This window comes from Nonomuraea sp. NPDC050680 (genome assembly GCF_040654555.1).
GTDB lineage: Bacteria > Actinomycetota > Actinomycetes > Streptosporangiales > Streptosporangiaceae > Nonomuraea.
In genome coordinates this window covers 501,465-522,967 of the sequence record NZ_JBFAIF010000004.1, presented here as the reverse complement: position 1 = coordinate 522,967, position 21,503 = coordinate 501,465, and the positions used below count along the sequence as shown (strand labels likewise).

19 protein-coding genes are annotated in these 21,503 nt (G+C 71.5%); 11 read left to right on the top strand and 8 right to left on the bottom strand.

Translation table 11 applies throughout. The features are described from left to right. Positions 1-37: 37 nt before the first annotated feature. Genes AB0H88_RS18090 through AB0H88_RS18075 form a run of 4 tightly spaced genes read right to left on the bottom strand, consistent with a single transcriptional unit; the run spans position 38 to position 3,339 of the window. Complete coding sequence (locus tag AB0H88_RS18090; protein ID WP_357645704.1) at positions 38-1,063, bottom strand: hypothetical protein; 1,026 nt, start codon at positions 1,061-1,063, stop codon at positions 38-40. After that, on the bottom strand, positions 1,060-1,542 hold the full coding sequence (locus tag AB0H88_RS18085) for a SigE family RNA polymerase sigma factor (RefSeq protein ID WP_357645703.1): 483 nt from the start codon (positions 1,540-1,542) through the stop codon (positions 1,060-1,062). Before AB0H88_RS18085 ends, AB0H88_RS18090 begins: the two co-directional genes overlap by 4 nt. 52 nt (positions 1,543-1,594) lie before the next feature. Continuing rightward, the gene (locus tag AB0H88_RS18080; protein ID WP_357645701.1) at positions 1,595-2,566 is read right to left on the bottom strand and encodes an adenylate/guanylate cyclase domain-containing protein; all 972 of its coding nucleotides are present in this window, start codon (positions 2,564-2,566) and stop codon (positions 1,595-1,597) included. 20 nt (positions 2,567-2,586) lie between these two features. Next, a complete protein-coding gene (locus AB0H88_RS18075; protein WP_357645699.1) occupies positions 2,587-3,339 on the bottom strand; it encodes a FadR/GntR family transcriptional regulator in 753 nt (250 codons plus the stop codon). Between the two features lie 87 nt (positions 3,340-3,426). On the opposite strand from AB0H88_RS18075, the gene AB0H88_RS18070 reads away from it, so the two are divergent. From AB0H88_RS18070 to AB0H88_RS18035, 8 genes are read left to right on the top strand one after another with little or no spacing between them, the layout of a single operon-like run. After that, the gene (locus tag AB0H88_RS18070) at positions 3,427-4,920 is read left to right on the top strand and encodes an ABC transporter substrate-binding protein (protein WP_357645697.1); all 1,494 of its coding nucleotides are present in this window, start codon (positions 3,427-3,429) and stop codon (positions 4,918-4,920) included. Continuing rightward, positions 4,917-5,855, top strand: a complete 939-nt coding sequence (locus AB0H88_RS18065; RefSeq protein ID WP_357645695.1) for an ABC transporter permease — start codon at positions 4,917-4,919, stop codon at positions 5,853-5,855. The genes AB0H88_RS18070 and AB0H88_RS18065 overlap by 4 nt, the downstream gene beginning before the upstream one ends. A 52-nt stretch (positions 5,856-5,907) precedes the next feature. Further along, positions 5,908-6,741, top strand: coding sequence for an ABC transporter permease (locus tag AB0H88_RS18060; protein ID WP_357645693.1), 834 nt, complete (start codon positions 5,908-5,910; stop codon positions 6,739-6,741). Further along, positions 6,728-7,642 (top strand): ABC transporter ATP-binding protein, encoded by a 915-nt coding sequence (locus tag AB0H88_RS18055; protein ID WP_357645691.1) that lies wholly within the window; start codon positions 6,728-6,730, stop codon positions 7,640-7,642. The genes AB0H88_RS18060 and AB0H88_RS18055 overlap by 14 nt, the downstream gene beginning before the upstream one ends. Beyond that, positions 7,611-8,411, top strand: coding sequence for an ATP-binding cassette domain-containing protein (locus tag AB0H88_RS18050; protein ID WP_357645689.1), 801 nt, complete (start codon positions 7,611-7,613; stop codon positions 8,409-8,411). Before AB0H88_RS18055 ends, AB0H88_RS18050 begins: the two co-directional genes overlap by 32 nt. Next, positions 8,408-9,589: a M20 family metallopeptidase gene (locus AB0H88_RS18045; protein WP_357645688.1), complete on the top strand. Its 1,182-nt coding sequence runs from the start codon at positions 8,408-8,410 to the stop codon at positions 9,587-9,589. The genes AB0H88_RS18050 and AB0H88_RS18045 overlap by 4 nt, the downstream gene beginning before the upstream one ends. Continuing rightward, positions 9,586-10,740 carry a P1 family peptidase gene (locus AB0H88_RS18040; RefSeq protein WP_357645686.1) on the top strand — a complete coding sequence of 385 codons (1,155 nt, stop codon included), beginning with the start codon at positions 9,586-9,588 and terminating at the stop codon, positions 10,738-10,740. The genes AB0H88_RS18045 and AB0H88_RS18040 overlap by 4 nt, the downstream gene beginning before the upstream one ends. 1 nt (position 10,741) lies before the next feature. Then, positions 10,742-12,190 carry an aldehyde dehydrogenase family protein gene (locus tag AB0H88_RS18035; RefSeq protein WP_357645684.1) on the top strand — a complete coding sequence of 483 codons (1,449 nt, stop codon included), beginning with the start codon at positions 10,742-10,744 and terminating at the stop codon, positions 12,188-12,190. A gap of 200 nt (positions 12,191-12,390) precedes the next feature. On the opposite strand, the gene AB0H88_RS18030 is transcribed toward AB0H88_RS18035, so the two are convergent. Continuing rightward, positions 12,391-12,681: an antibiotic biosynthesis monooxygenase gene (locus AB0H88_RS18030; protein WP_357645682.1), complete on the bottom strand. Its 291-nt coding sequence runs from the start codon at positions 12,679-12,681 to the stop codon at positions 12,391-12,393. Positions 12,682-12,741: 60 nt separating this feature from the next. Here AB0H88_RS18030 and AB0H88_RS18025 point away from each other — a divergent pair, with 60 nt between their 5' ends. Continuing rightward, positions 12,742-13,374 carry a helix-turn-helix domain-containing protein gene (locus tag AB0H88_RS18025; RefSeq protein WP_357645680.1) on the top strand — a complete coding sequence of 211 codons (633 nt, stop codon included), beginning with the start codon at positions 12,742-12,744 and terminating at the stop codon, positions 13,372-13,374. Between the two features lie 114 nt (positions 13,375-13,488). Here AB0H88_RS18025 and AB0H88_RS18020 read toward each other — a convergent pair whose 3' ends face one another. Further along, positions 13,489-14,256: an SDR family NAD(P)-dependent oxidoreductase gene (locus tag AB0H88_RS18020; protein ID WP_357645678.1), complete on the bottom strand. Its 768-nt coding sequence runs from the start codon at positions 14,254-14,256 to the stop codon at positions 13,489-13,491. A gap of 129 nt (positions 14,257-14,385) precedes the next feature. On the opposite strand from AB0H88_RS18020, the gene AB0H88_RS18015 reads away from it, so the two are divergent. Then, positions 14,386-15,039, top strand: a complete 654-nt coding sequence (locus tag AB0H88_RS18015; protein WP_357645676.1) for a hypothetical protein — start codon at positions 14,386-14,388, stop codon at positions 15,037-15,039. A gap of 2 nt (positions 15,040-15,041) precedes the next feature. Here AB0H88_RS18015 and AB0H88_RS18010 read toward each other — a convergent pair whose 3' ends face one another. Both AB0H88_RS18010 and AB0H88_RS18005 read right to left on the bottom strand, forming a co-directional pair. Then, positions 15,042-16,448, bottom strand: a complete 1,407-nt coding sequence (locus tag AB0H88_RS18010) for an APC family permease (RefSeq protein WP_357645674.1) — start codon at positions 16,446-16,448, stop codon at positions 15,042-15,044. A 183-nt stretch (positions 16,449-16,631) separates the two neighbouring features. Beyond that, positions 16,632-17,180, bottom strand: a complete 549-nt coding sequence (locus tag AB0H88_RS18005) for a GNAT family N-acetyltransferase (protein WP_357645672.1) — start codon at positions 17,178-17,180, stop codon at positions 16,632-16,634. Between the two features lie 349 nt (positions 17,181-17,529). On the opposite strand from AB0H88_RS18005, the gene AB0H88_RS18000 reads away from it, so the two are divergent. Further along, on the top strand, positions 17,530-21,501 hold the full coding sequence (locus AB0H88_RS18000) for a hypothetical protein (RefSeq protein WP_357645670.1): 3,972 nt from the start codon (positions 17,530-17,532) through the stop codon (positions 21,499-21,501). Positions 21,502-21,503: the final 2 nt, after the last annotated feature.

Below are 21,503 nucleotides of genomic sequence, written 5' to 3'. Positions count from 1 at the left end.
ATGTCGGCAACAGCGCCGGGGCGCGGCTCCTTCCTGGCTACTTCTGGTAGAGGCCGACCGACCAGCGGACCGGGCGGTTGGTGTCGCTGCCCAGCAGCTTCCAGGTGACCTTGACGGTGGTCGTCTTACTCGTGGGAAAGCTGAACTCGCTCACCGCCGAGGGAAAGGCGCCGCCCTCCCATACGCCGCAGGCGCCGCTGCCACCCTGCGGGCGGCCGTTCACCACGAAGCTGAACCACAGGCGATCGGCCAGATCGCCGGTGCACGACGTGTCGAAGCCGACCTTGCCCCGCGCCTTGAACGTGGCGGAGCCGTCCCGCGGCCAGACGCCGGTCTTCGTCTCCGCGAGCCGTGCCTTCCCCGCGTGGTCCGGCAGGGCCGCGAGCGTCGTCGGCTCAGCCGGTCGCGCGGGCGGCGTCCACTCGTACACGGCCAGCGACCAGGCGCCGCGGGTGAATTTCTGCGGCACGCACTTGCCGTTTCGGACGAGGCAAACATTGGCGTTGGTCGTCGTGTCGAAGGTGAGCGTGAGCTTGCCACCCGTGGCGGCCGGCACTTGGAGCGGCTGCAGCCGCATGCGCGTTGAGCACCCGGTGAAGTGGGCCATCATGGGCCTGTTGCCGGCGGATATCCTCGGCGGGCTGCTGTCCGGCCCCGCGCAGACCGCTCCGACGTCGAGCGGCTTGCCGGAGACCGGGATCGTCACTGAGACCTTGGTCGGCCCGGTCCTCTTGATCGACGTGATGGCGATCCGCCGGTACTTCGTGCCGTCCGAGGCGGTGAACTGCTCCGGCAGCAAGCCCGTCAGCCCCGTGGGGGTGGCGGTGGACTCGGCGGCGGGAGCGCGCCGCGTCTCCGCCGACCCGGGGAGAAGCCCGGGAAGGAGGGAGACACCCAGCGCGACGGCCGCCGCCACCGTGACCACCCCGCCGCCGACCCACGCGCGCCTGCGCAGGCGGATCCGCCGGATGCGGGCCGCTATCTCTTCGTGCCGGGCCGGGTTGGCGGGGGAGGGGCCGTCACCGTGCTCGCGCAGGACGTCGCGCAGGTCGTGAACGGTCATCGGTGCAGCTCCTTCACGATCGTTTCGTCCACTCGCAGCTTGGCCAGCGCCTTGGCGCTCTGGCTCTTGACCGTGCCGGGCTCGCAGCCCAGCAGCCGGGCCACCTCCGTCACCGGCAGGTCCTCGTAGAAGCGCAGCACGACCACCGCCCGCTGCCTGGCCGGGAGCCGGCCGACGGCCCGCCACAGCGCGTCGCGGTCGTCGGAGACCGGGTCGCCGGCCGGGGTGTCCGGCAGGTCGTCGCTCGGCAGCTCACGTCGCCATCTCCTGCGCCACCACGAGGTGTAGGTGGTCACCAGGACCTTGCGCACGTACGCCTCTGGCTCCTCCACACGGGCCCAGGCGAACCATGCCTTGGCCAGCGACTCCTGGAGCAGGTCTTCCGCGCTCGCCCAGTCGTGGGTCAGCAGGTACGCCGTGCGTAACAACCGATCCGATCGAGTGACCACGAAGTCCTGATATATCCCCCGGTCCGCCACGTACCGCCTCCTGCCGTCGCCTGTCGACGGTAGGGACGCATCGAGTGCGGACTTAGGTTGCCCCGTCCATCTGGCGGCTGAGGGTGAAGGGGACCAGCTCGCCCAGCCCCCGTACGGACAGGCGGCTGACGGGGCGCAGCTCGAAGGCCCGGTCGCCCTCCAGCTCCTCGGCCATCTCCGGGCCCGCCAGGATCGTGTCCGGATAGGCCAGCGCGGTCAGCCTGCTGGCCAGGTTGACGGGGGTGCCGAACACGTCGCCCATCCGGCCGAGCACCGGCCCCACGGCCAGGCCCACGCGCAGCTGCGGCATGCCCTTGTCCTTGGCGTGGGTCTCGATCAGGCGCAGGCCGATCTCCGCCGCCTCGTGCGCCTTTCCGGACACGAACAGCACCGAGTCGCCCAGCGTCTTGACGATGCGCCCGCCGCCCGAGGTCACCACGTCGGCCGATCGGCCCTCGAACCTGTCGACCAGCCCGGCCAGCTCCGTCTCGGTGATCTGCCTGCTCAGCCTGGTGAACCCGACCAGGTCGGCGAACCCCACCGTCAGCCGGACCGCGCTCGTCTCCTGCTCGGCCAGCCGGTGGGCGGAGGCGGCCAGCTGGCGCCGCCACGCGTAGACCAGCAGCCGGGCCAGGTCGGGCATCACCCGATCCGCCCGCCTGCGCCACGCCCGCGGCCGCTCGCTCAGCGGCACACCCGCCTGGTCGAGCGCGTCGGCGCCCAGCTCGGCCTGCGACTCGGCCAGCCGCGCCGTCGCCCGGCCCAGGGACCTGGCCATCAGGAGCACGTGCTCCTCGTCGTAGACCCCGTCGCTCACCATGCCGAGCAGCGTCCGCAGCGCCTCCACATCGGAGTCGGTGAACTCGACGGCGTCGTCGGCGACGTTCGCGAAACCCAGGGCGCGCCAGAACCTGCGGGCGCGGTAGACGGGCACGCCGGCCATGTCGGCGACCTGGTGGCTGGTGTAGCGGCGGGGCTCGCGAAGGAACGCCTCCGTCAGTCCGTCGGGATCCTCGCGCGCCACGACCGCAACATAACACCTGGCTACTCCAGCAGCGCACGCAGAGCGGGCCGCTCGTCCTGCGGGACATATCCCACGTAGTAGTCGTACATCGTCTGCCGGGAGAGCCGGGCGGCCAGCGGGCCGTCACCGGCCCGGACGGCGGCCAGCACCTCCTCGTGATGCCCGATGCTCTGCCGCATCAGCGCCTCCCGGTCGGGGGCGGCGGCGATCTTGCCGGAGACCAGGCCGAGGACGATCGAGCGGACCACGTCCGTGCAGATCTGGATGAGCTTGTTGCGGCTGGCCCGCGCCACCGCGTCGTGGAAGGCGATGTCGGCGGCGCTGAACGCGTCGTAGCCCACCTCCACCGCCGCTCGCATGCCCGCGATGGCCGCGTCCATCTCCGCGAGCTGCTCGTCGGTGCGCAGCCGGGCCGCCAGCAGGTTGGCCGACGCGTCGAGCACCATGCGGAACTGCACCAGCTCCCCGAGCGACAGCTCCTCCACCCGGGCCAGCGTGGTCATCGACTTGTGTAATGCGGCGGGGGAGAAGGGCTGCACCTCGGCGCCGTTCGGGTCGCCTGGCCGCGACCTGACCAGGCCGCGCGCCTGCAGCACCCGCAGCGCCTCGCGTACCGTCGAGCGGCTCACCGAGAACTGGCCCATGAGGTCGCGCTCGCTCGGCAGCCGTTCGCCGGGACACAGCGCGCCGCTCTCGATGGCCTCCTCGACCTGCTCCACGATGCGCTCGTAGGCGCGTACGGTACGCACCGGCTCGAACCGTGGACCACTCATGAAGCCCCCTTGACCCGAGCCGTCGCGGACTGGCAATCTGCGTAGCCTACTGGTCCGACCAGTGCACTAGCCAGGAGGCTGTAAGACATGAGGCGAATCGGCACCTGGATCGCCGTGGGCGGTCTCCTGCTGGCCACGGCCGCCTGCGGCGGCGGTGGTGGCTCGAAGGGCGGATCCAACGGCGGGCAGGCCGCTTCACTGGCGGTCGGGTTCGTGGCCGAGCCGGCCAACCTGGACTTCACCTCCACCGAGGGCGCCGCGATCCCGCAGGCCCTGCTGGTCAATGTGTACGAGGGCCTGGTCAAGCTCGACCAGGACGGAAAGATCCAGCCGCTGCTCGCCGAGAAGTGGGACGTCTCGGCCGACCGCAAGACCTACACCTTCACCCTGCGCAAGGGCGTCACGTTCACCAACGGCGCCCCCTTCACCGCCGACGACGTGATCTTCTCGCTGGACCGGGTGAAGAAGGACTGGCAGCTCAAGATCAAGGCGCAGCTCGACGTGGTCGACAGGGTCGAGAAGGAGGACGAGTCGACCGTCATCGTCACGCTCAAGCACCCGAGCAACGGCTTCCTCTACTCGATGGCGACCAGGCTCGGCGCGATGTTCAGCCGCAGCGGCGTCGCCGACCTGGCAAACAAGCCCGTCGGCACCGGCCCCTACCAGCTCGGCTCGTGGAAGCGCGGCGACTCCATCCTCCTCGCGGCCAACCCCAAGTACTGGGGCGCCAAGCCGAAGCTGCCGGCCGTCACGCTGAAGTACTTCAAGGACGCCACGGCGATGAACAACGCGCTGCTGACCAGCGGCATCGACGTCATCTCCAGCGTCCAGGCGCCCGAGTCGCTCCAGCAGTTCGCCGACCCCAACCGCTTCGAGACGGTCGAGGGCACCACGAACGGCGAGGTGGTGCTGTCGCTGAACAACGGCCGCCCGCCGTTCAACGACAAGAAGGTACGCCAGGCCGTCCGCTACGCCATCGACCACAAGGCGCTGCTCGACACCGCCTGGGCTGGGCGCGGCCAGCTGATCGGCTCGATGGTGCCGCCCACCGACCCCTGGTACGAGGACCGCACCGGCGACTACCCCTTCAACGTGGCCAAGGCCAAGGAACTGCTCGGCGGCAAGACGTACAACGTCAAGATGCGCATCCCCAACCTGCCCTACGCGGTCGCCGGCGCGCAGGTGGTCAAGTCGCAGCTGGCCCAGGTGGGCATCACGGCCGACATCGAGCCGCTGGAGTTCCCGGCCAGGTGGCTGGACGTGGTGTTCAAGCAGGGCGACTACGACATGTCCATCATCAACCACGTAGAGCCCCGCGATATGGGGATTTTTGCGGATAAGTCGTACTACTTCCGGTATGACAATCCGGAGTACGGCAAGCTGCTGGCCGCCGCCGACCAGGGCACCGAGCAGGAGCAGATCGACGATCTCAAGAAGGCCGCCAAGCTGCTGTCCGACGACGCGGCGGCCGACTGGCTCTTCCTCTTCCCCAACCTGATCGTGGCGAAGAAGGGCGTCACCGGGCTGCCGAAGAACGGTATCGCGGAGGCCTTCGACTTCACGGCCCTCGCCAAGCAGTGATCCTGTACCTGCTGAAGCGGCTGGCGGTGCTCATGGCGAGCACCGCCGTCGCCGGGGTGGCCGTCTTCGCCTTCATGGCGCTGCTGCCCGGCGACCCGGCCGAGATCGCGCTGGGCGTCAACGCGACGCCCGACGCCGTGGCCGCGCTGCGCGAGCGGTTCGGCACCGACCGGCCGCCGCTGGTCCAGTTCGCCGACTGGTTCGGCGGGCTGGTCCACGGCGACTTCGGCACCTCCTACGTGACCAGCTCGCCCATCGGGCCGCAGATCGGTGACCGCCTCGGCGTGACGGCGGTGCTGGTGCTCGGCGGCATGGTCATCGCGTTGCTCATCGCGGTGCCCGCGGGCACGTTCGCCGCCGTCCACCACCGCAACCCCCTCGGCGTGGCCATCAGCGCGGCCAGCCAGGTCGGCATCGCGATCCCGGCGTTCCTGGCGGGCATCCTGCTGGTGTTCGTCTTCGCGGTGAAGGCGCAGGCGCTGCCGTCGGGCGGCTACGTGCCCATCGCGGAGGACCCCCAGGCGTGGCTGCTCGGCCTGCTGCTGCCCTGGCTCTCGCTCGGCCTGGTGCAGGGCGCCGTCCTGACCAGGTACGTCCGCAGCGCGGTGCTCGACGTGATGCGCGAGGACTACCTGCGCACCGCCCGCGCCAAGGGCCGGGGCCGGATGGGCGCCCTGTGGCGGCACGGCCTGCGCAACGCCTCCATCCCCGTGGTCACCGTGCTCGGCCTGCAACTGGCCACGCTGCTCATCGGGGCGGTCGTGGTCGAGCGGGTGTTCGTCATCCCGGGACTGGGCGACCTGCTGCTGAACGGCGTCGCCGGGCGCGACCTGCTGCTCGTCCAGGGTGTGGTGATGGTGCTGGTGGTGGCCGTGCTGCTGATCAACTTCGTGGTCGACGTGGCCTACGCCGTACTCGATCCGAGGCTGCGATGAGGGGGCTGCGATGAGGGGGCTGCGATGAGGGGGCTGCGATGAGAGGGCCGCGATGAGGGGCCGCGTGAACGCCGGGCTGATCACCGGGGCCGTGCTGGTCGGGATCGTCGTCCTGGCGGCGCTGGTGTCGTTCGTGTGGACCCCGCACGACCCCACGCTCGTCGATGCCGCCAACAAGCTGCGCGAACCCGGCGGCGGCTACCTCCTCGGCGCCGACAAGTTCGGCCGCGACACCTTCAGCCAGCTCATGGTCGGCGCCCGCACCACGCTCTACGTGGGCATCGTCGCCGTCGGCATCGCGGCGCTGATCGGCACGCCCCTCGGCATGATCGCGGGGATGACGCCGCGCGGCTGGCTGTCGGAGCTGATCATGCGGGTCAACGACCTCGTGTTCGCCTTCCCCGCCCTGCTGCTCGCCGTCATGCTCGGCGCCGTCTACGGGGCCGGGACGCTCACCGCGATGATCGCCATCGGCGTGGCGACCGTGCCCGCCTTCGCCCGCGTGGCCAGGGCTGCCACGATGCAGGTCATGGTGACGGACTACATCCTGGCAGCCAGGGCGGCCGGGCGCCGCCGTGCCGCGATCGCCGTACGGCACGTGCTGCCCAACATCGGCTCGATGCTCATCGTGCAGGCGTCGGTGTCGTTCGCCATCGCGATCCTGGCCGAGGCGGCGCTGTCGTTCCTCGGCTTCGGCACCCGGCCGCCGATCCCGTCATGGGGCCGCATGCTGCAGGAGTCGCAGGAACTGCTCTTCTCCACCCCGCGCCTGGCCCTGTGGCCGGGCCTGGCGATCGCGCTGGCCGTACTCGGGTTCAACCTCCTCGGTGACGGGTTGCGCGACTATCTGGACCCCAAGCTCAGGAGGATCCGTGCTGAGCGTTGACGGGCTCACTGTCCGTGCCGACGCGGTGGAGCTGGTTCGCGAGGTGTCCTTCGACATCGCGCCCGGCGAGCGGGTCGGCCTGATCGGCGAGTCCGGCTCGGGCAAGTCGCTGACCGCGCTGTCGCTGATGGGCCTGCTGCCCGAAGGCGTACGCGCCTGCGGCACGGCCCGGCTGGGCGGGCGCGACCTGGTCGGCGTACCGGAAGGGCGGATCAAGGACCTGCGCGGGCGCGAGGTCTCGATGGTCTTCCAGGAACCGATGACCGCGCTCAACCCGCTCATGCGCGTCGGCGCGCAGGTCGCCGAGGTCATGACCCTGCACGGCCGCCCCCGCGCCGAGGCCCGCACCCGCGCGGTCGAACTCCTCGACCGGGTCCGCCTCCCGCGCCCCGACCAGCTCGCCCGCTCCTATCCCCACCAGCTCTCCGGCGGCCAGCGGCAGCGTGTCATGCTCGCCATCGCCCTGGCCAACGAGCCCGGCCTGCTCATCTGCGACGAGCCCACCACCGCGCTCGACGTCACCGTGCAGAAGCAGATGCTGGAGCTCATCGCCGAGGTCGCCCCCGCGCTGCTGTTCATCACCCACGACCTCGCGGTGGTCGCCTCGGTGTGCGAGCGGGTCCTGGTCATGTACGGCGGGCGGGTGGTCGAGAGCGGCCCGATCCGCGAGGTCTTCACCCACCCCCGCCACCGCTACACCGAGGGCCTGCTGGCCGCCTCCAAGCTGACGCCGCGCGGCACCCGGCTGCCCACCATCAAGGGCAGCGTGCCCGCCGCCGGCCGCTTCCCGGAGGGCTGCGTGTTCAGCAACCGCTGCCCGCACGCCACCCAGCGGTGCCAGACCGAACCGGAGCTGACAGGAGAGGGCCATGCCCACGCATGCTGGCACCCCGCTGATTGAGGCCCGCGACCTCACGCGCGTCTACCGCCGTCCCCGCAGCTCGCTCACCAGGCAGGGCGAGGCCGTGCACGCGCTGCGCCAGGTGTCGCTCACCGTACGGCGGGGCGAGCGGTTCGGCATCGTCGGCGAGTCGGGCTCCGGCAAGTCGACGCTGCTGCGCCTGCTGTGCGCGCTCGACCAGCCCACCAGCGGGTCGATTCATTTTGACGGCCAGGAGATCACCGGGCGGCCGGAGCGGGCGCTGAAGTTCCTGCGGCACAGCCTCCAGATCGTCTTCCAGGACCCGATGAGCTCGCTCGACCCCCGGATGCGGGTACGCGACCTCGTCGCCGAGCCCCTGGTCGCGCTCGGCGAGCCGGTCGGCGGCCGGGTGGGCGAGCTGCTCGACGCGGTCGGCCTGCCCGACTCGGCCGCCGACCGCTACCCGCACCAGTTCTCCGGCGGGCAGCGGCAGCGCATCGCCATCGCCCGCGCGCTCGCGCCCCGGCCCCAGGTGCTGGTCGCCGACGAGCCGGTCAGCGCCCTGGACGTCTCGGTACGCGGCCAGATCCTCAACCTGCTGGCCGACCTGGTCGACGAGCTCGGCCTCACCCTGGTCTTCGTCTCGCACGACCTGTCCGTGGTACGGCACGTCTGCGAGAGCGTCGCGGTCATGAACGACGGCTCGATCGTGGAGACCGGGCCCGTCGACGAGGTCTGGGCCGCGCCGCAGCACGCTTACACGCGGACCTTGCTGCAGGCCGTACCGACATTGGAGGGATTGCTGTGATTGAGGTGGATGAGGTCGGGGTCGTGGAGTTCACGCAGGCGCTGGTCCGCATCCCGAGCACCAACGACCCGGCGCGCGGCCGCGACGAGCGGCCCGCCGCCGAGCTGGTCGCCGCCAAGATGCGCGAGTGGGGGTGGGAGCCGGTCGTGGACGAGGCCGCGCCCGGCCGGCCCAACGTCGTGGCCGTGGTCGAGGGCGGCGGGGGTGACGGGCCGACGCTGATGTTCGAGGGACACACCGACGTGGTCACCGAGGGCGACCTGTCGACGTGGACCGTGGACCCGTTCGGCGGGGAGATCCGTGACGGGCGGCTGTGGGGGCGCGGCAGCGCGGACATGAAGTCGGGCCTGGCCGCCACCCTCTACGCCACCCGCGCCCTGCAGCTGGCCGGGCCGTTCCCCGGGCGGATCAAGGTGTGCGCGCTGGCCGACGAGGAAGGTCTGATGCTCGGCGCCCACCACTTCGTCGCCTCCGGTCTGGCCGCCGACGTGGACGGCGCCATCGTGGCCGAGCCCGAGGCCGGGGAGATCTGCGCGGTGGCCAAGGGCGCGCTGCGCCTGCGGGTCGACTTCACCGGCAAGATGGCGCACGGCGCGATGCCGCAGCACGGCCGCAACCCCGTCCAGGCGGTCGGGGCGCTGCTGGTGGCGCTGCGCGCGCTGGAGACGGAGCTGCAAGGGTTGTACCCCGCGCACGAGCACCTCGGGGAGGTGTACGTGACGCCGACCGTGGTACGCGCCGGAACCGAGGAGCAGGTGAACGTCATCCCGGCGACCGCGTCGGTCTTCATCGACGTACGGACGATCCCCGGCGTGGAGCACAAGCCGGTGGCCGAGCGGGTGGCCGCGCTGGCGGCCTTCGAGGGGATCTCGGCGGAGGTGTCCATCCTGGTGGACCGGCCGCCGGTGGACGTACCCGTCTCCGACCCCGTGGTGGTCGCGCTCGCCGCCGCGCACCAGCACGTGACGGGCGCCGCGCCCGTGTACGGCGGCGTGCCCGGGTCCACGGACGGCACCGTGCTGACGCACTGGGGCGGGATCCCGTCGGTCGTGTACGGGCCGGGCGGCAAGTGGATCGCGCACCAGGCGGACGAGTACGTCGAGGTGGCGGAGATCGTGCGGTGCACTCGCGTGTTCGCCGAGGCGGCCCGGCGCTTCCTGTCCCGGTCCTCGTCGTGACGGCCGGGTCAGACCCGGCCCGTGACGTGCCGGCCGCATCGGGTCCGGTCCGCGTGGCCGCCGGGGCTCAGCCGATCGTTGTCGTGGCGGCGGGGGCGACGAATTCGCTGGTGGACGTCGCCGGGCTACGGGTCGGGCACGCGCAGCGGGTGGGCGATGGCTACCGAACGGGGACCACCGTCGTGCTCGCGCCGCCCGGCGGCATGGTGGCCGGCGTCGACGTGCGGGGAGCCGCGCCGGGCACCCGGGAGACCGAGCTCCTCGACCCGCGCAACCTGGTGGAGCGGGTGCACGCCATCGTCCTGACGGGCGGCAGCGCGTACGGGCTCAGCGCGGCCTGCGGGGTCATGGACCGGCTGGCGGACGCGGGGATCGGCTTCCCGGTGGAGGGCGGCGTGGTGCCGATCGTGCCCGCCGCCGTCATCTACGACCTGGGCCGTGGCGGCGCGTTCCGAGCCGTCCCGGACGGCTCGCTGGGCGCCGAGGCGTACGACGCCGCCGCCCACTCCCACGGCCCGGACCCATGGACGTGCGGGTCGGTCGGGGCGGGCACCGGCGCCGTGGCGGGTGGGCTGGCCGGGGGCATCGGCACGGCCAGCGTCGTCCTGCCCTCCGGGATCACCGTGGCCGCGATGGCGGTCGTCAACGCCGTCGGGTCTGTCCTGGACCCCACCGGCGGACGGCTGTCCGGCACCCGCTACGGGCTGCCCGGCGAGTTCGATCACCTCCGCGAGCCCGGCGAGGACGAGGTGGCGGCCTGGCCGGGCGCCACGGTGACGTCGTTCAACACGACGATCGGCGTGGTGGCCACCGATCTGACGCTCACCAAGGCGCAGTGCGGCAAACTGGCCGGCGTGGCGCACGACGGGCTGGCCCGGGCGATCAGGCCCGCCCACACCATGGTCGACGGCGACACCATCTTCGGCCTCTCCACCTGCGTCCTCCCCTTCCTCGAGGCCCCCGCACCCCCTCATGAGGCCGCTCCCGAGGGCGCCGGGAGGAACGCGCCCGGTGCCGCCGGGCTGCATGACGTGCTGGCCGCCGGGGCCGATGTCTTCAGCCGGGCCGTGGCGCACGCCATGCTCGCCGCCACCGGCCGCGACGGCGCGCCCGCGTATCGAGACGTGTTTCCAAGCGCTTGGGGGAAGTAGCGTGACATATCAGGACTGGCCCGGGAACTGGTCCAGAGACTGGCCCGGTGGGCTGCCCGTGGGTGACGGGTGGGTCGAGGTCGAGGGCACCGCCGACGTGGTCTTCCCCTACGACGGCTCGGTGGTGAGCGCCGCCCCCGTCGGCACCGCCGCGCTGGCCCGGCAGGCCGTCGAGGCCGCGCTGGCGGCCGCCCCCGCCATGGCCGCGCTCCCGTCGCACGCCCGCCGGGCCGCGCTCATGGCCGCCCATGACGCCCTCGCCGCACGGCGTACGGACTTCGAGCGCCTGCTCGTACTCGAGACCGGGAAACCGCTGGTCGACTGCCAGGTCGAGGTGGCGCGGACGCTCGTCACGCTCCTCACCGCCGCCGAGGAGGTGGCCCGGCTGCACGGCGAGACCGTGCCGCTGGACCTGCTGCCGTCGGGGGAGGGGCTGATCGGGTTCTGGACGCGACGGCCGATCGGGGTGGTGGTCGGGATCACCGGCTTCAACTACCCGCTGCTGCTGGCCGCGCACAAGATCGCCCCGGCGGTGGCCGCGGGCTGCCCGGTGATCGTCAAGCCCGCGCCCGCGACGCCGTTGGCGACGCTCTGGCTGGTCCACCTCCTTCGCGAGTCGGGCGCGCTGCCTTCCGCCGGGGTGCAGCTCGTCACCGGCGACGTCGAGGTGGGCCGGACGCTGGTCGAGGACCGGCGGATCGGGGCCGTGTCGTTCACCGGCTCGGCGGCGGCCGGGCACGCCATCGCCAAGAGCGCGGCGCCCACCAAGGTACTTCTGGAGCTGGGCTCGAACGCCGCCCTCGTGGTGGCGGCCGACGCCGACCTCGAGGCCGCCGCCGCGGCGGTGGTGCGGGGCGGCTACTACGCCTCCGGGCAGGCGTGCATCTCGGTGCAGCGGGTGCTGGTTGAGGAGCCGGCGCGCGAGGAGTTCCTGTCGCTGCTGGCCGGGCGGATGAAGGACGTGGTCGTGGGCGACCCCCGTGACCCGCGGACGCGGGTGGCGCCGCTGATCGACCCGGCGGCGACCGAGCGGGTGCTCGGCTGGGTACGCGACTCGGGCGCGACGCTCGTCACCGGCGGTGGGCTCGACGGGCGGGCCATCGCACCCACCGTGCTCGCCGACGTGCCCGACGGGGCCGCCGCCTGGAACGAGGAGATCTTCGGCCCGGTGGTGTGCGTACGCTCGGTGCCCGGCCTGGACGCCGCCTTCACCGCCGTCAACGCCTCCAGGTACGGCCTGCACGCCGCGGTGTTCACCCGCTCGCTGGCCACGGCCTTCGCCGCGATCGACCGGATCGAGGCGGGTGGCGTCGTGGTCAACGAGGTGCCGGGGTTTCGGGCGGACAACATGCCCTATGGCGGCGTCAAGGACTCGGGCGCCGGGAGGGAGGGGCCCCGGTTCGCCATCGAGGAGCTCACGGTCACCCGGATGGCGATCATTCGCCCTTGAGGGACGTAGGGATCCTCGGCGTCGCGAGATCGGACAGGCCGGTTCGGCCGCCTGGCGAACGTGCCGGGTCTCGGCCCGGGTCTCGGCCCGGGTCTGGGCCCAGCTCTCGGCCCGGGTCTCGGCCCCGGGGCCCAGCCCCGACCCCGGGCTCCGGTCTGGAGTCTCGGCGTGGGGTCCTGGTCTCGGGGCCGGGACAGGGGTCAGAGTTCGTCGAGGATCTCGATGTCCTCCGCGGTGACCTGGCGGGCCACTCCGAACGCCTCTGTGGCCGCGGCGGTGCCGGGTAGCGCCTGACGGGCCGCTCGCAGGCTGGCGGCCGAGTCCCAACGCCAGACGCCGACCCACGTCTCGTCGTCGAGCCTGCCGAGGCGCGCCTCGGTGAGGCCGGGGAGGGTGTCCCTGACCGCGGAGACCAGGGTCGCGTGCCGAGCCCGAACCTGTTCGGCCTCGGCGGGATCGGCCTGGAAACGGGTGACGCTGATGACTGACATGGCTGGACCTTTTCTCTAGAGTTGGCTTCTAGTGACTAAATCTAGAGATAGACTCTAGCCATGAGCGATGTCAAGCGGCCGAACAAACGGGCGGAGAAGGCGAAGGAGACGCGCCGGCGCATCCGCACGGCGGCATTGGAGCTGTTCGTGCAGGACGGATACGGTGCGACGAATCTGCAGGACGTCGCCGACAAGGCCGGGGTCGCGGTGCAGACGATCTACTTCGTCTTCGGCAACAAGCGCGCCCTGCTGAAGGAACTGGTCGACGTGACGATCGCGGGTGATGACGAGCCGGTGGCCACGATGGACCGGCCCTGGTACACCACGGCGTTGGCCGCCGACACGGCCCAGGACATGCTGCGCGCCTACGTCGCGGGCGCGAGCGCGGTCCTGGAGCGGATCGCGCCGATCGGCAAGGTGCTGGAGGCGGCGGCCGCGAGCGATCCCGAGGTCGCGGCCCTGTGGCCGCACGACGTCGACCCGCGTTATGTCGTCCAGCAAGGGGCGGCCAAGGCGCTGGCCGGCAAGCCGGGCGCACGAGCGGACCTGCCGGTGCAGGAGATCGCCGATGTGCTGTACGGGCTGCTCAGCCCGGAGCTGTATCTGCTGTTCGTCCGGGAGCGCGGCTGGTCACGCGAGCGCTGGGAGAGCTGGGTCGGCGAGACCTTGTGCGGCCGGCTCTGCCGGCCCTGACCTGACGGTGCCGGTCTTGCCCCGGTGATACGGGGTCCTGGCCTGGTGATACGGGGTCCTGGCCTGGTGATACGGGGTCCTGGCCTGGTGATGCCGGCCCAGCGTGCCGGTCGCTCAGTTGGGCGGGTCGAAGCGTCCGTCCACGGCGGTCCAGCCGCCGTCCACGTACAGGACGGAGCCGGTGACGAAGCTCGCCGCGTCGCTCGCCAGGTAGACCACGGCGCCCGCCATCTCCTCCGCCTGAGCCCACCGGCCGAGCGCGCTCTTGGCGGCGTAGGCGTCGTACCAGGCGGGATCGTCCTTGATCTGCCTGGTCAGCGGCGTCTCGACCACGCCCGGCGCGACCGCGTTGACCCGCACGCCGGACGGGCCGAACTCGGCGGCGGCGGTGCGCAGCAACTGCACCAGCCCCGCCTTGGTGGCGGAGTAGACGCCCTGGCCGGGCTCGGTCACCGACGCCCGGATCGACGCGAACCCGATGATCGACCCGCGCCCGCGCTCCACCATCCCCGCGCCGAACGCGCGGACCACGTCGAAGGAGGCTCGCAGGTTGAGGCGCACGACCCGCTCGAACTCCTCGCCGGAGTAGTCGAGCAGCCGCTTGCGCACGTTCGTGGCGGCGGTGAACACCAGCACGTCGGTGGGCGCTTCGGCGGCGAGGGCCCGCACGGCCGCCGCGTCGAGGACATCGACCCCGCGCGAGGCCGCCCCGCCGCACCGTTGCGCGGTCTCCTCGGCGGCAGCGGGGTCCAGGTCCGCGCAGACCACCTCGGCACCGTGCGCGGCCAGCGCCAGCGCCGACTCCCGCCCGATCCCGCTTCCCGACCCGATCACCACAGCGCGCCGCCCATCCAGGCGGAACAACGCGTCGTATGCCGTCATGGCGGCCAGCCTAGCGACTGGTCTGACCAGTACACCAGGTCTGCCCTGAGACGGTGTCGGCGATTCCCAGGGACAGGTCAGGGGCGATCACCGATGATGCGGGCCGGGCCGGCGCGGCATCGTGGTGGCATGATCTCCACCGACACCCCTGCGAACAGCCCCACGCACAGCCTCACGAGCAGCGTCGCCAGGGCCTCCTTCACCGCCGGCCCCGCCGCTTTCCTCGGTGGCTGGCTCCTCATGCGTCCCATCGGCGGCGATCTCGTGCCCGGTCCATGGTGGACGGCCGCGCACGCCGTGTGGCTGCTCGGGTTCCTGCTGTTCGGCGTCATGGTGCTGGAGCTGCGGCGGATGGCGGCGCCCACGACGGGTGGGCAGAAGGCGGCCGTGTGGGCGGTGACCGGGGTGGCGCTGTTCAGCGTCCTGGCCAATGTGGCGCAGCTCGTCATCGATCTGGTGGCCGGGTTCACCTCGGCGGACGGGGCGGCGATGCGGGCGGTGTTCGACCAGGTGCAGGGGTATCCCGGGGTGGAGCTGGTCGTGTACTCGGTGGGTGCTCAGCTGTTCTTCGTGGCTCTGCTGGTGCTGGCCGGGATCATGGCGGTGCTGCGGCGGGTCACCTCGCTCAGCGCCGTGGTCGTCGCGGCCGGGGTTGTGGTGCTGGCCGTGGCGATGCTCGGTGTCGGCCGTGACTCGGCGCTGGTCGCGGTGGGGATGGCCGTGCTGTGGCTGGGGGCGCTGCTGCTCGGCCGTGGACCCGGCACACCCGCGCTCAGCGCCTAGCCTCACGCGGAACGGTTCACGCCTTCCTTTTGCCGGACGTACCAGGTGACGAACCACAGGACCAGGCCGATCGCCAGCAGCACGCCCGCGATCTGGTACTGGCCGGCCGGACGTCCGGAGGACCACGGCAGCACCAGGTAGAGGCACGTGAACGTGCCCACCACGGGCAGGATTCGGCCTGCCTTGAAGTGCTTGTCGGGCACCCGGTCCTTGCGCAGGACGAGCACGGACAGGTTGACGAGCGCGAACACCGCGAGCAGGAGCAGCGACGTCGTCCCGCCCAGCAGGGCCACGACCGGGCTCTCCGGGTCCAGTGAGACGAAGGTGATGAGGCCGCCCGCGATGGCGGTGGTGAACAGGATCGCCGCCTGCGGCGTGCGGCGCGTGGGGTGCACGTTCGACAGGAAGGCCGGCAGCACGCCCTGCCTGCCCATCCCGTAGAGCAGCCGGCTGGCCATCAGCATGTTGATCAGCGCCGAGTTGGCGACGGCGAACATCGAGATGAACGGCAGCAGGTCGGCGATCGGGAAGCCGGGGGCCGCGGTCTGCACCACCAGCGACAGCGGGGTCTCGCTGTCGGCGAGCTTTCCGACGGGGACCACGGCGACGGCGCAGATGGAGACGAGCACGTAGATCAGACCCGTGACCCCGAGACCGGTGAGCATCATGCGGGGGAAGATCCGGGCCGGGTTCTTCGTCTCCTCCGCCATGTTGACCGAGTCCTCGAACCCGACCATCGCGAAGAACGCCAGCGACGTGGCGGCGCTGACCGCCAGGAACACGCTCTTGTCCTCGGGGGTCTCGAAGGCGACGACGCGGGAGAAGTCCGCGTTCCCGCCGGAGATGAAGTACAGGCTGATCACGATGACGAGCAGCAGTCCCGAGAGCTCGATCGCGGTGAGCACAACGTTGATCTTGACGCTCTCGCCGACGCCGCGCAGGTTGACCGCCAGGACCAGGAGCATGAAACCCAGAGCGATCATCAGGATGACGCCGTTGCCGGCGTCGAGCCCGAATCCGGTGCTGAGGTTCGCGGCGAAGGCCCGCGAGGCGGCGGAGGCGGAGGTGATGCCGGAGCACATCACGGCGAAGCACACCATGAAGGTCAGAATGTGCGTGCCGAACGCTTTATGAACGTAGAGCGCGGCTCCGGCGGCCTGCGGATATTTGGTGACCAGCTCCAGATACGAGCACGCCGTGATCAGCGCGACGAAGAAGGCGATGGCGAAGGGCAGCCAGGCGGCGCCGCCCACCTCGCCCGCGACCTGGCCGGTCAGCGCGTAGATGCCGGTTCCGAGAATGTCGCCGATGATGAACAGCAGCAACAGCCCCGGGCCCATCACCTGCTTCAGGCTGGGCTGCTCGCCGCTGTTCGTCGCGATATGGCCGGGTGGACTGGTATGTGCCACAGGGGGATTCCTTATCGTGCGGCCGCTGTAGTAGGTGATCACGTACCCCACCCGGCCCGCGGATACTCCGGCCCGCGCGGCGGCTTCGTGAGGCAAGGACCGCGGGAACCCCCTATCCCGCAGGGGTAGTCGCCATGCCCGCTGAGACCCTCACCGTCCGCCTTCCTGGAGTCCTACGCCGGCCTAGCGCTTCGGGCGGGCCGCCCAGTCTGATCTGAGCAGTTCGTACTCCACCTCGCCCTCGTCGGAGCCGTCGATGACGTCCGGCCAGTCCTGGAAGAACGTTCGTACGAAGCGCAGCCCGCACTTCTCCATCACCCGCCGGGAGCCGCGGTGCACCGACATCGCCAGGGCGAAGACCCGGCGGACGCCCAGCTCGGCGAACGCCCTGTCGATGAGGGCCAGTGAGCCCTCCGTGGCGTAGCCCTTGCCCCAGCACGACTTGCGCAGCCGGTAGCCCAGTTCGAGCTCGTCCTCGGGGCCGTCCTTGGGCGGCCGCAGGAGGAACCAACCCAGGAAGTCGCCCGTCTCCCGTTCGACGGCGGCGAAGAAGTGGCCGCTGTTGATGAAGACGGGCAGCGTCTCGCCGACGATCACCTCGCGCGGGGTGGCCTTGCCGCCGTTGAGGTAGCGCATCACGTCGGGGTCGTTGTGCAGCTCGACGAGGTCGTCGGCGTCGGCCTCGGTGAAGCGGCGCAGGGTCAGGCGGCCGGTCTCCAGGTAGATGTGCACGCGCACACGCTAGCCAGCGGCCCCGCCGCTCCGCGACGCGTTTTCGGAGCGGGACTGAGCGTGCCGTCCCGAATACAGCGTGAGCTGCCGTCCTAGCCCTGGCCGCTGCTCGCGTTGTTCGTCAGCATGCCCGAAAGCCGACGGCGCCCGTTTTCCGGTTGTGCCAGAACATCCGTCCGGACATTTACCGAGGTTGGGGTCCCATGTCGGATCCGATTTGACGGTGAGTGATGAAGTGTGGTCGTCTCGTGACTTATGTTTCTGATGGGTTGATTGAGACCGCTTCGGGGGTAACTGTTCCGTGCGGTATCCATGGCACGTCCTGGGGCGCGTGCTCGTTTCCGCTTCCATGATCAGCACGGCCCTGGTGGCCGTGCCCGTTGCCGCGCGGGCGGCGACGCCGTCGTACGAACGGCCGCACGGCAAACAGGTGGCCGAGCCCAAGATCCGTCCGGTGCCCGCCGTACGGCAGCCGGCGCCCGCGGCCGTGAACGTGCCGATGGAGGCGTCGCTGGCCCGCAGGGACGCCGGCTCGGAGGCCGTCGGCCCGCAGGCGCCGGAGGTGACGACGCCCGCCGGGCCCACGCTGGTCAATGAGATCACCGCCGAGGCGGCCAAGCGCGTCGGCGGGCGGCGGCCCGATCCCAAGCAGCTGCTGCCCGACACCGGTCAGGCGGCCCCGCTGGCGGTGAAGAATCCGGTGGCCGGGCTGTTCGACCGGCTCGCTGCCCAGAAGGTCGTCTCCGCGCTGACCTACCGGCTCTGTGTGGAGAGTGAGGCCGTACCGGTCTCCTGCTCGGTCACCCGCCCGGTGGGTGTGCCCGCCGCCGCCGACGTGACCGGGGACAGCATGCCCGACCTGGCCGCCGACCTGGTGCCCACGGCCAGCCCCAAGGACTCCTCCGTCGGGCTCGGCTTCGCGGTCAGGCGGCTTCCCGGCGCGGAGACGAACCTCAAGGCGCAGGTCTGGGCGGAGTACGACGGCCGGGTGTCGGTCGGTTTCGACGGGCTGCATCGGGGCGCGTCGCTGTCCGGCTCCGACTGGGGCACCTTCACCGTCGACCTCACGGGCAAGCGGGTGAAGGCGAGCGTCGATCGTACCGATCCCGGCGCGTCGGCCGCGATCGTGGCCGGGCTGACCGGCCGCAGCGTGGTGAGCCTGCGTCAGACGCCCGCCACCGAGAAGCTCGCGGTCGACGTGGACCTCGACGCGACCACCCTGGACGTCACCAGTTCGGCTGCCGCCAAGCTGGAGGCGCTGGCCGTCAGCGGCAGCCGCTACACCCAGGCGACGCTGGACAAGATGCCGGCCAAGGCCAAGATCGGGCTGACCCGGGGCAAGGACGGCGCCCGGCTCCGCTTCAGCAGCACGACCTCGATCCGCCACGCCGAGTTGCACAACTACGTCTACGCCGACGGCGCTCTCGCCAGGGCGGCGAGCGTCGAGGTGCGCGGCGCCCCGCCGTCCATGAGCGCCGCCTACACCGCCACCAATGGCAAGCAGATCCTGACCGTCGACACGGGCCACCCGCGGGCCGGGTCGGCCAAACTGCTCTACTTCGACCGGGCCGCCGCCAAGACCGTCCTGCGGGCCGAGCTCAGCGGCCTGCCCGCCAAGGTACGTCTGGTGAACGACCTGGCCGAGCACCGCGTGACGCACACCACCAGCTCGAAGATCGGCAGGTTCGCGGTCGTACTGCAGCGCGACGGAGGCGCCGTCTCCAGCCCGCGCGGCAGCCACGTCACGATGATCAAGAATGGTGACGCCGTCGGCGTGTCCGGGCTGCTGACCGGCCTGTCCGGATTCGACGTCACGTACGGCGCCGCGCCCCACGCCCAGCTGGAGGTCGGCTCCAGCGGCCGGTCCTTCCTCGGCGCGGCCAGCATCGACGGCACCCGCCTGGCCAGGCTGGAGATCTCCAACACGCCCGCCAAGGTCGACGTGACCCTCGACCCGGCCGCGCGCAAGGCCGTCTACCAGGCCAGCGGCGTGATCGACAAGATCAGGGCCGCCTACACCGACACCCGGTCGGGACCCACGATCGACGGCACCATCCAGGGCGTGCACGACGACGTCAAGGCCGGCTGGGAGCTGGGGGAGCGCTCGACGGTCGACATCGCCTCCTCCTCCACGCTGGGCAAGGTGCGGATCTACGCCAACAAGGCCTACGTCACCAAGCCCCAGGGCGAGGACATCCAGGCCGAGGTGTCGGGGGTGCGCAAGCACGTCCAGCTGGTGGCCGACACCGCCGCCAAGACTCTGACCTGGACCTCGGACGGCCCGGTGCGCTCGGTCTCCGCGCTGGCCCGCGCGAACGTGGAGGGCCGCTACATCACCGCCGCCGCCGAGGTGACCGGTGTGCCCGCCCGCTTCGACGCGGCCTGGAGCGGTGCGGGCTACCGCTTCCGCGGACTGTCGGGCCCGGTCGGCTCGGCGGCCGTGGCGTTCGCCAACCACGACGGCGCCAAGGCGCCCGCCGGGCCGCACCTGTCGGCCCACTACGACGAGGCCACCGGCGACCTCGACGCGAGTGTGCGGGTCAAGGGCCTGCGCACGGTCGAGTTCAGCCCCGGGGACCAGGGCTTCACCGCCGACTTCAAGGCGGCCCGGCAGACTCTCGCTCTGGACACCGACGTCACCCGGGGTGACCTGCGCTTCGGCCTGCTCGGCAGGCTCGGCCCGCTGCCCGGCCGCCTGGCGGTCACGGCGGCCGGGGGCGCGCTGACGTACGCGGGGTCCCGGCTCGATGTGACCGCCCGAGCCTGGCTCGGCAAGGCGGGCGCGCTCAAGAACATGGCGGCCGCACCGGCCGTGCCCGGCGGCATCTCGCTGGTGGACGGCGGCTGCGTCGCCGGGTCCGCCGGTTGCGGGCAGGGCGCCTTCTGTACGGAGCGCGGCTGCTTCGGTGTCCAGGGCTACCTCGACGTGTCGGGCCTGCCGGATCAGGTCACGGTGGACCTGGCCAAGAAGGCGTTCACGTTCGCCGGATTCGCACCCAAGCGCCGCTCGCTGGGCGTCTACCTGGCCAGTACGATCCTGGCGCCGGTGCCGATCAAGGCGCGGGCCACGCTCACCGGACTGCCCTCCAAGATCACCAGCATGTCCGTCGGCCCGTTCGACGTGACGCAGGGCAACGCCGTACAGGCGAACTACCGGATCGAGCCCGCCGCGACACTGGGCTCGCTCGACCTGCTGGCCGAGGCGGGGAATCTGCGCGGTCACGTGGCCATCGACCCGGTCCCGGCCGCCGTCGCCGTACAGGGCAGCTATGGCGCGCAGACCCGCATCCGCGTGACGAACTCCGCGGCCGTCAAGCGCCTCAGCGCGAAGGTCACCGTGGACGGGGCGGGCACCGGCGAGCTGCGCTTCGGCGACGTGCCGGCCCGATTCGGCGTGGACGCGGACGCGTCCGGCGCCAACCTGCGGGTGCCCACGCTCACCTACAAGGCGCTGGGCGGCGTCAACACCCTCGACGGCCACCTCGGTGTGGAGGGCGGGCTGATCGACCGGACGGGGCGGCTCGGCGACGTGTCGCTCGACGTCACCGACCTGGCCGCGGACACCACCGTGCGGCTGAACCCGGACCAGTCGCTCGACCTGGTGTCCCGGCCGGTTGCGACGGGACGGGTCCAGGTGCGTGGCGGGCTGACCGTCGACCCGGTCGCCCGGCAGCGCATCGCGGTCAGCAAGGAGATCCCGTACACCACCGGCTTCCTCTCCTACCAGGTCGGCGGCGAATTCGGGCTCGGCAAGAGCACGATCAAGGACCTGTCGCTGGACATCCGCCGCATGGCGTGGCTGCGGATCCGGCCGGGCAAGATCCCGTTCGGGATGAAGGCGCCGCCCGCGCTGGGCTATATCGCCCCCGGCTTCGAGGGGAACTACGGGCGCCTCGCCCTCGCCGCGAGCGGGGTTAACCTGCGCCCCGATGTCAACGTGAACGTCAAGCTGAGCCGCAAGCTCGGCAACGACATCTTCCACGACACGGTCCGCATCGGCCCGGTGACCTCGCTCGCCCTGCGCCGCTACGACCAGCGGCTGCGCCGCATCGGCGCCAAGCAGGCGATCAGCGCGGTGGGCGTGCAGCTGGCCTGCCTGACCGTCGACGCCAAACCGGGCTTCGCCGCGAACGGCACGAACTCGATCACGCTGCGCGGCGCGGACGGTCCGCAGATGGTGTCGCTGCTCGACCCCGGCGGCCAGGTGCCCGACTACGCGGTGGACCTGCTGACGCACTTCATGTCGCCGTTCCCCGGCGCCGAGTGGAAGGTGGCGGGGACCAAGGTCGGACACTGCGCCACGGGCAGCCCCAAAGCCTGAGC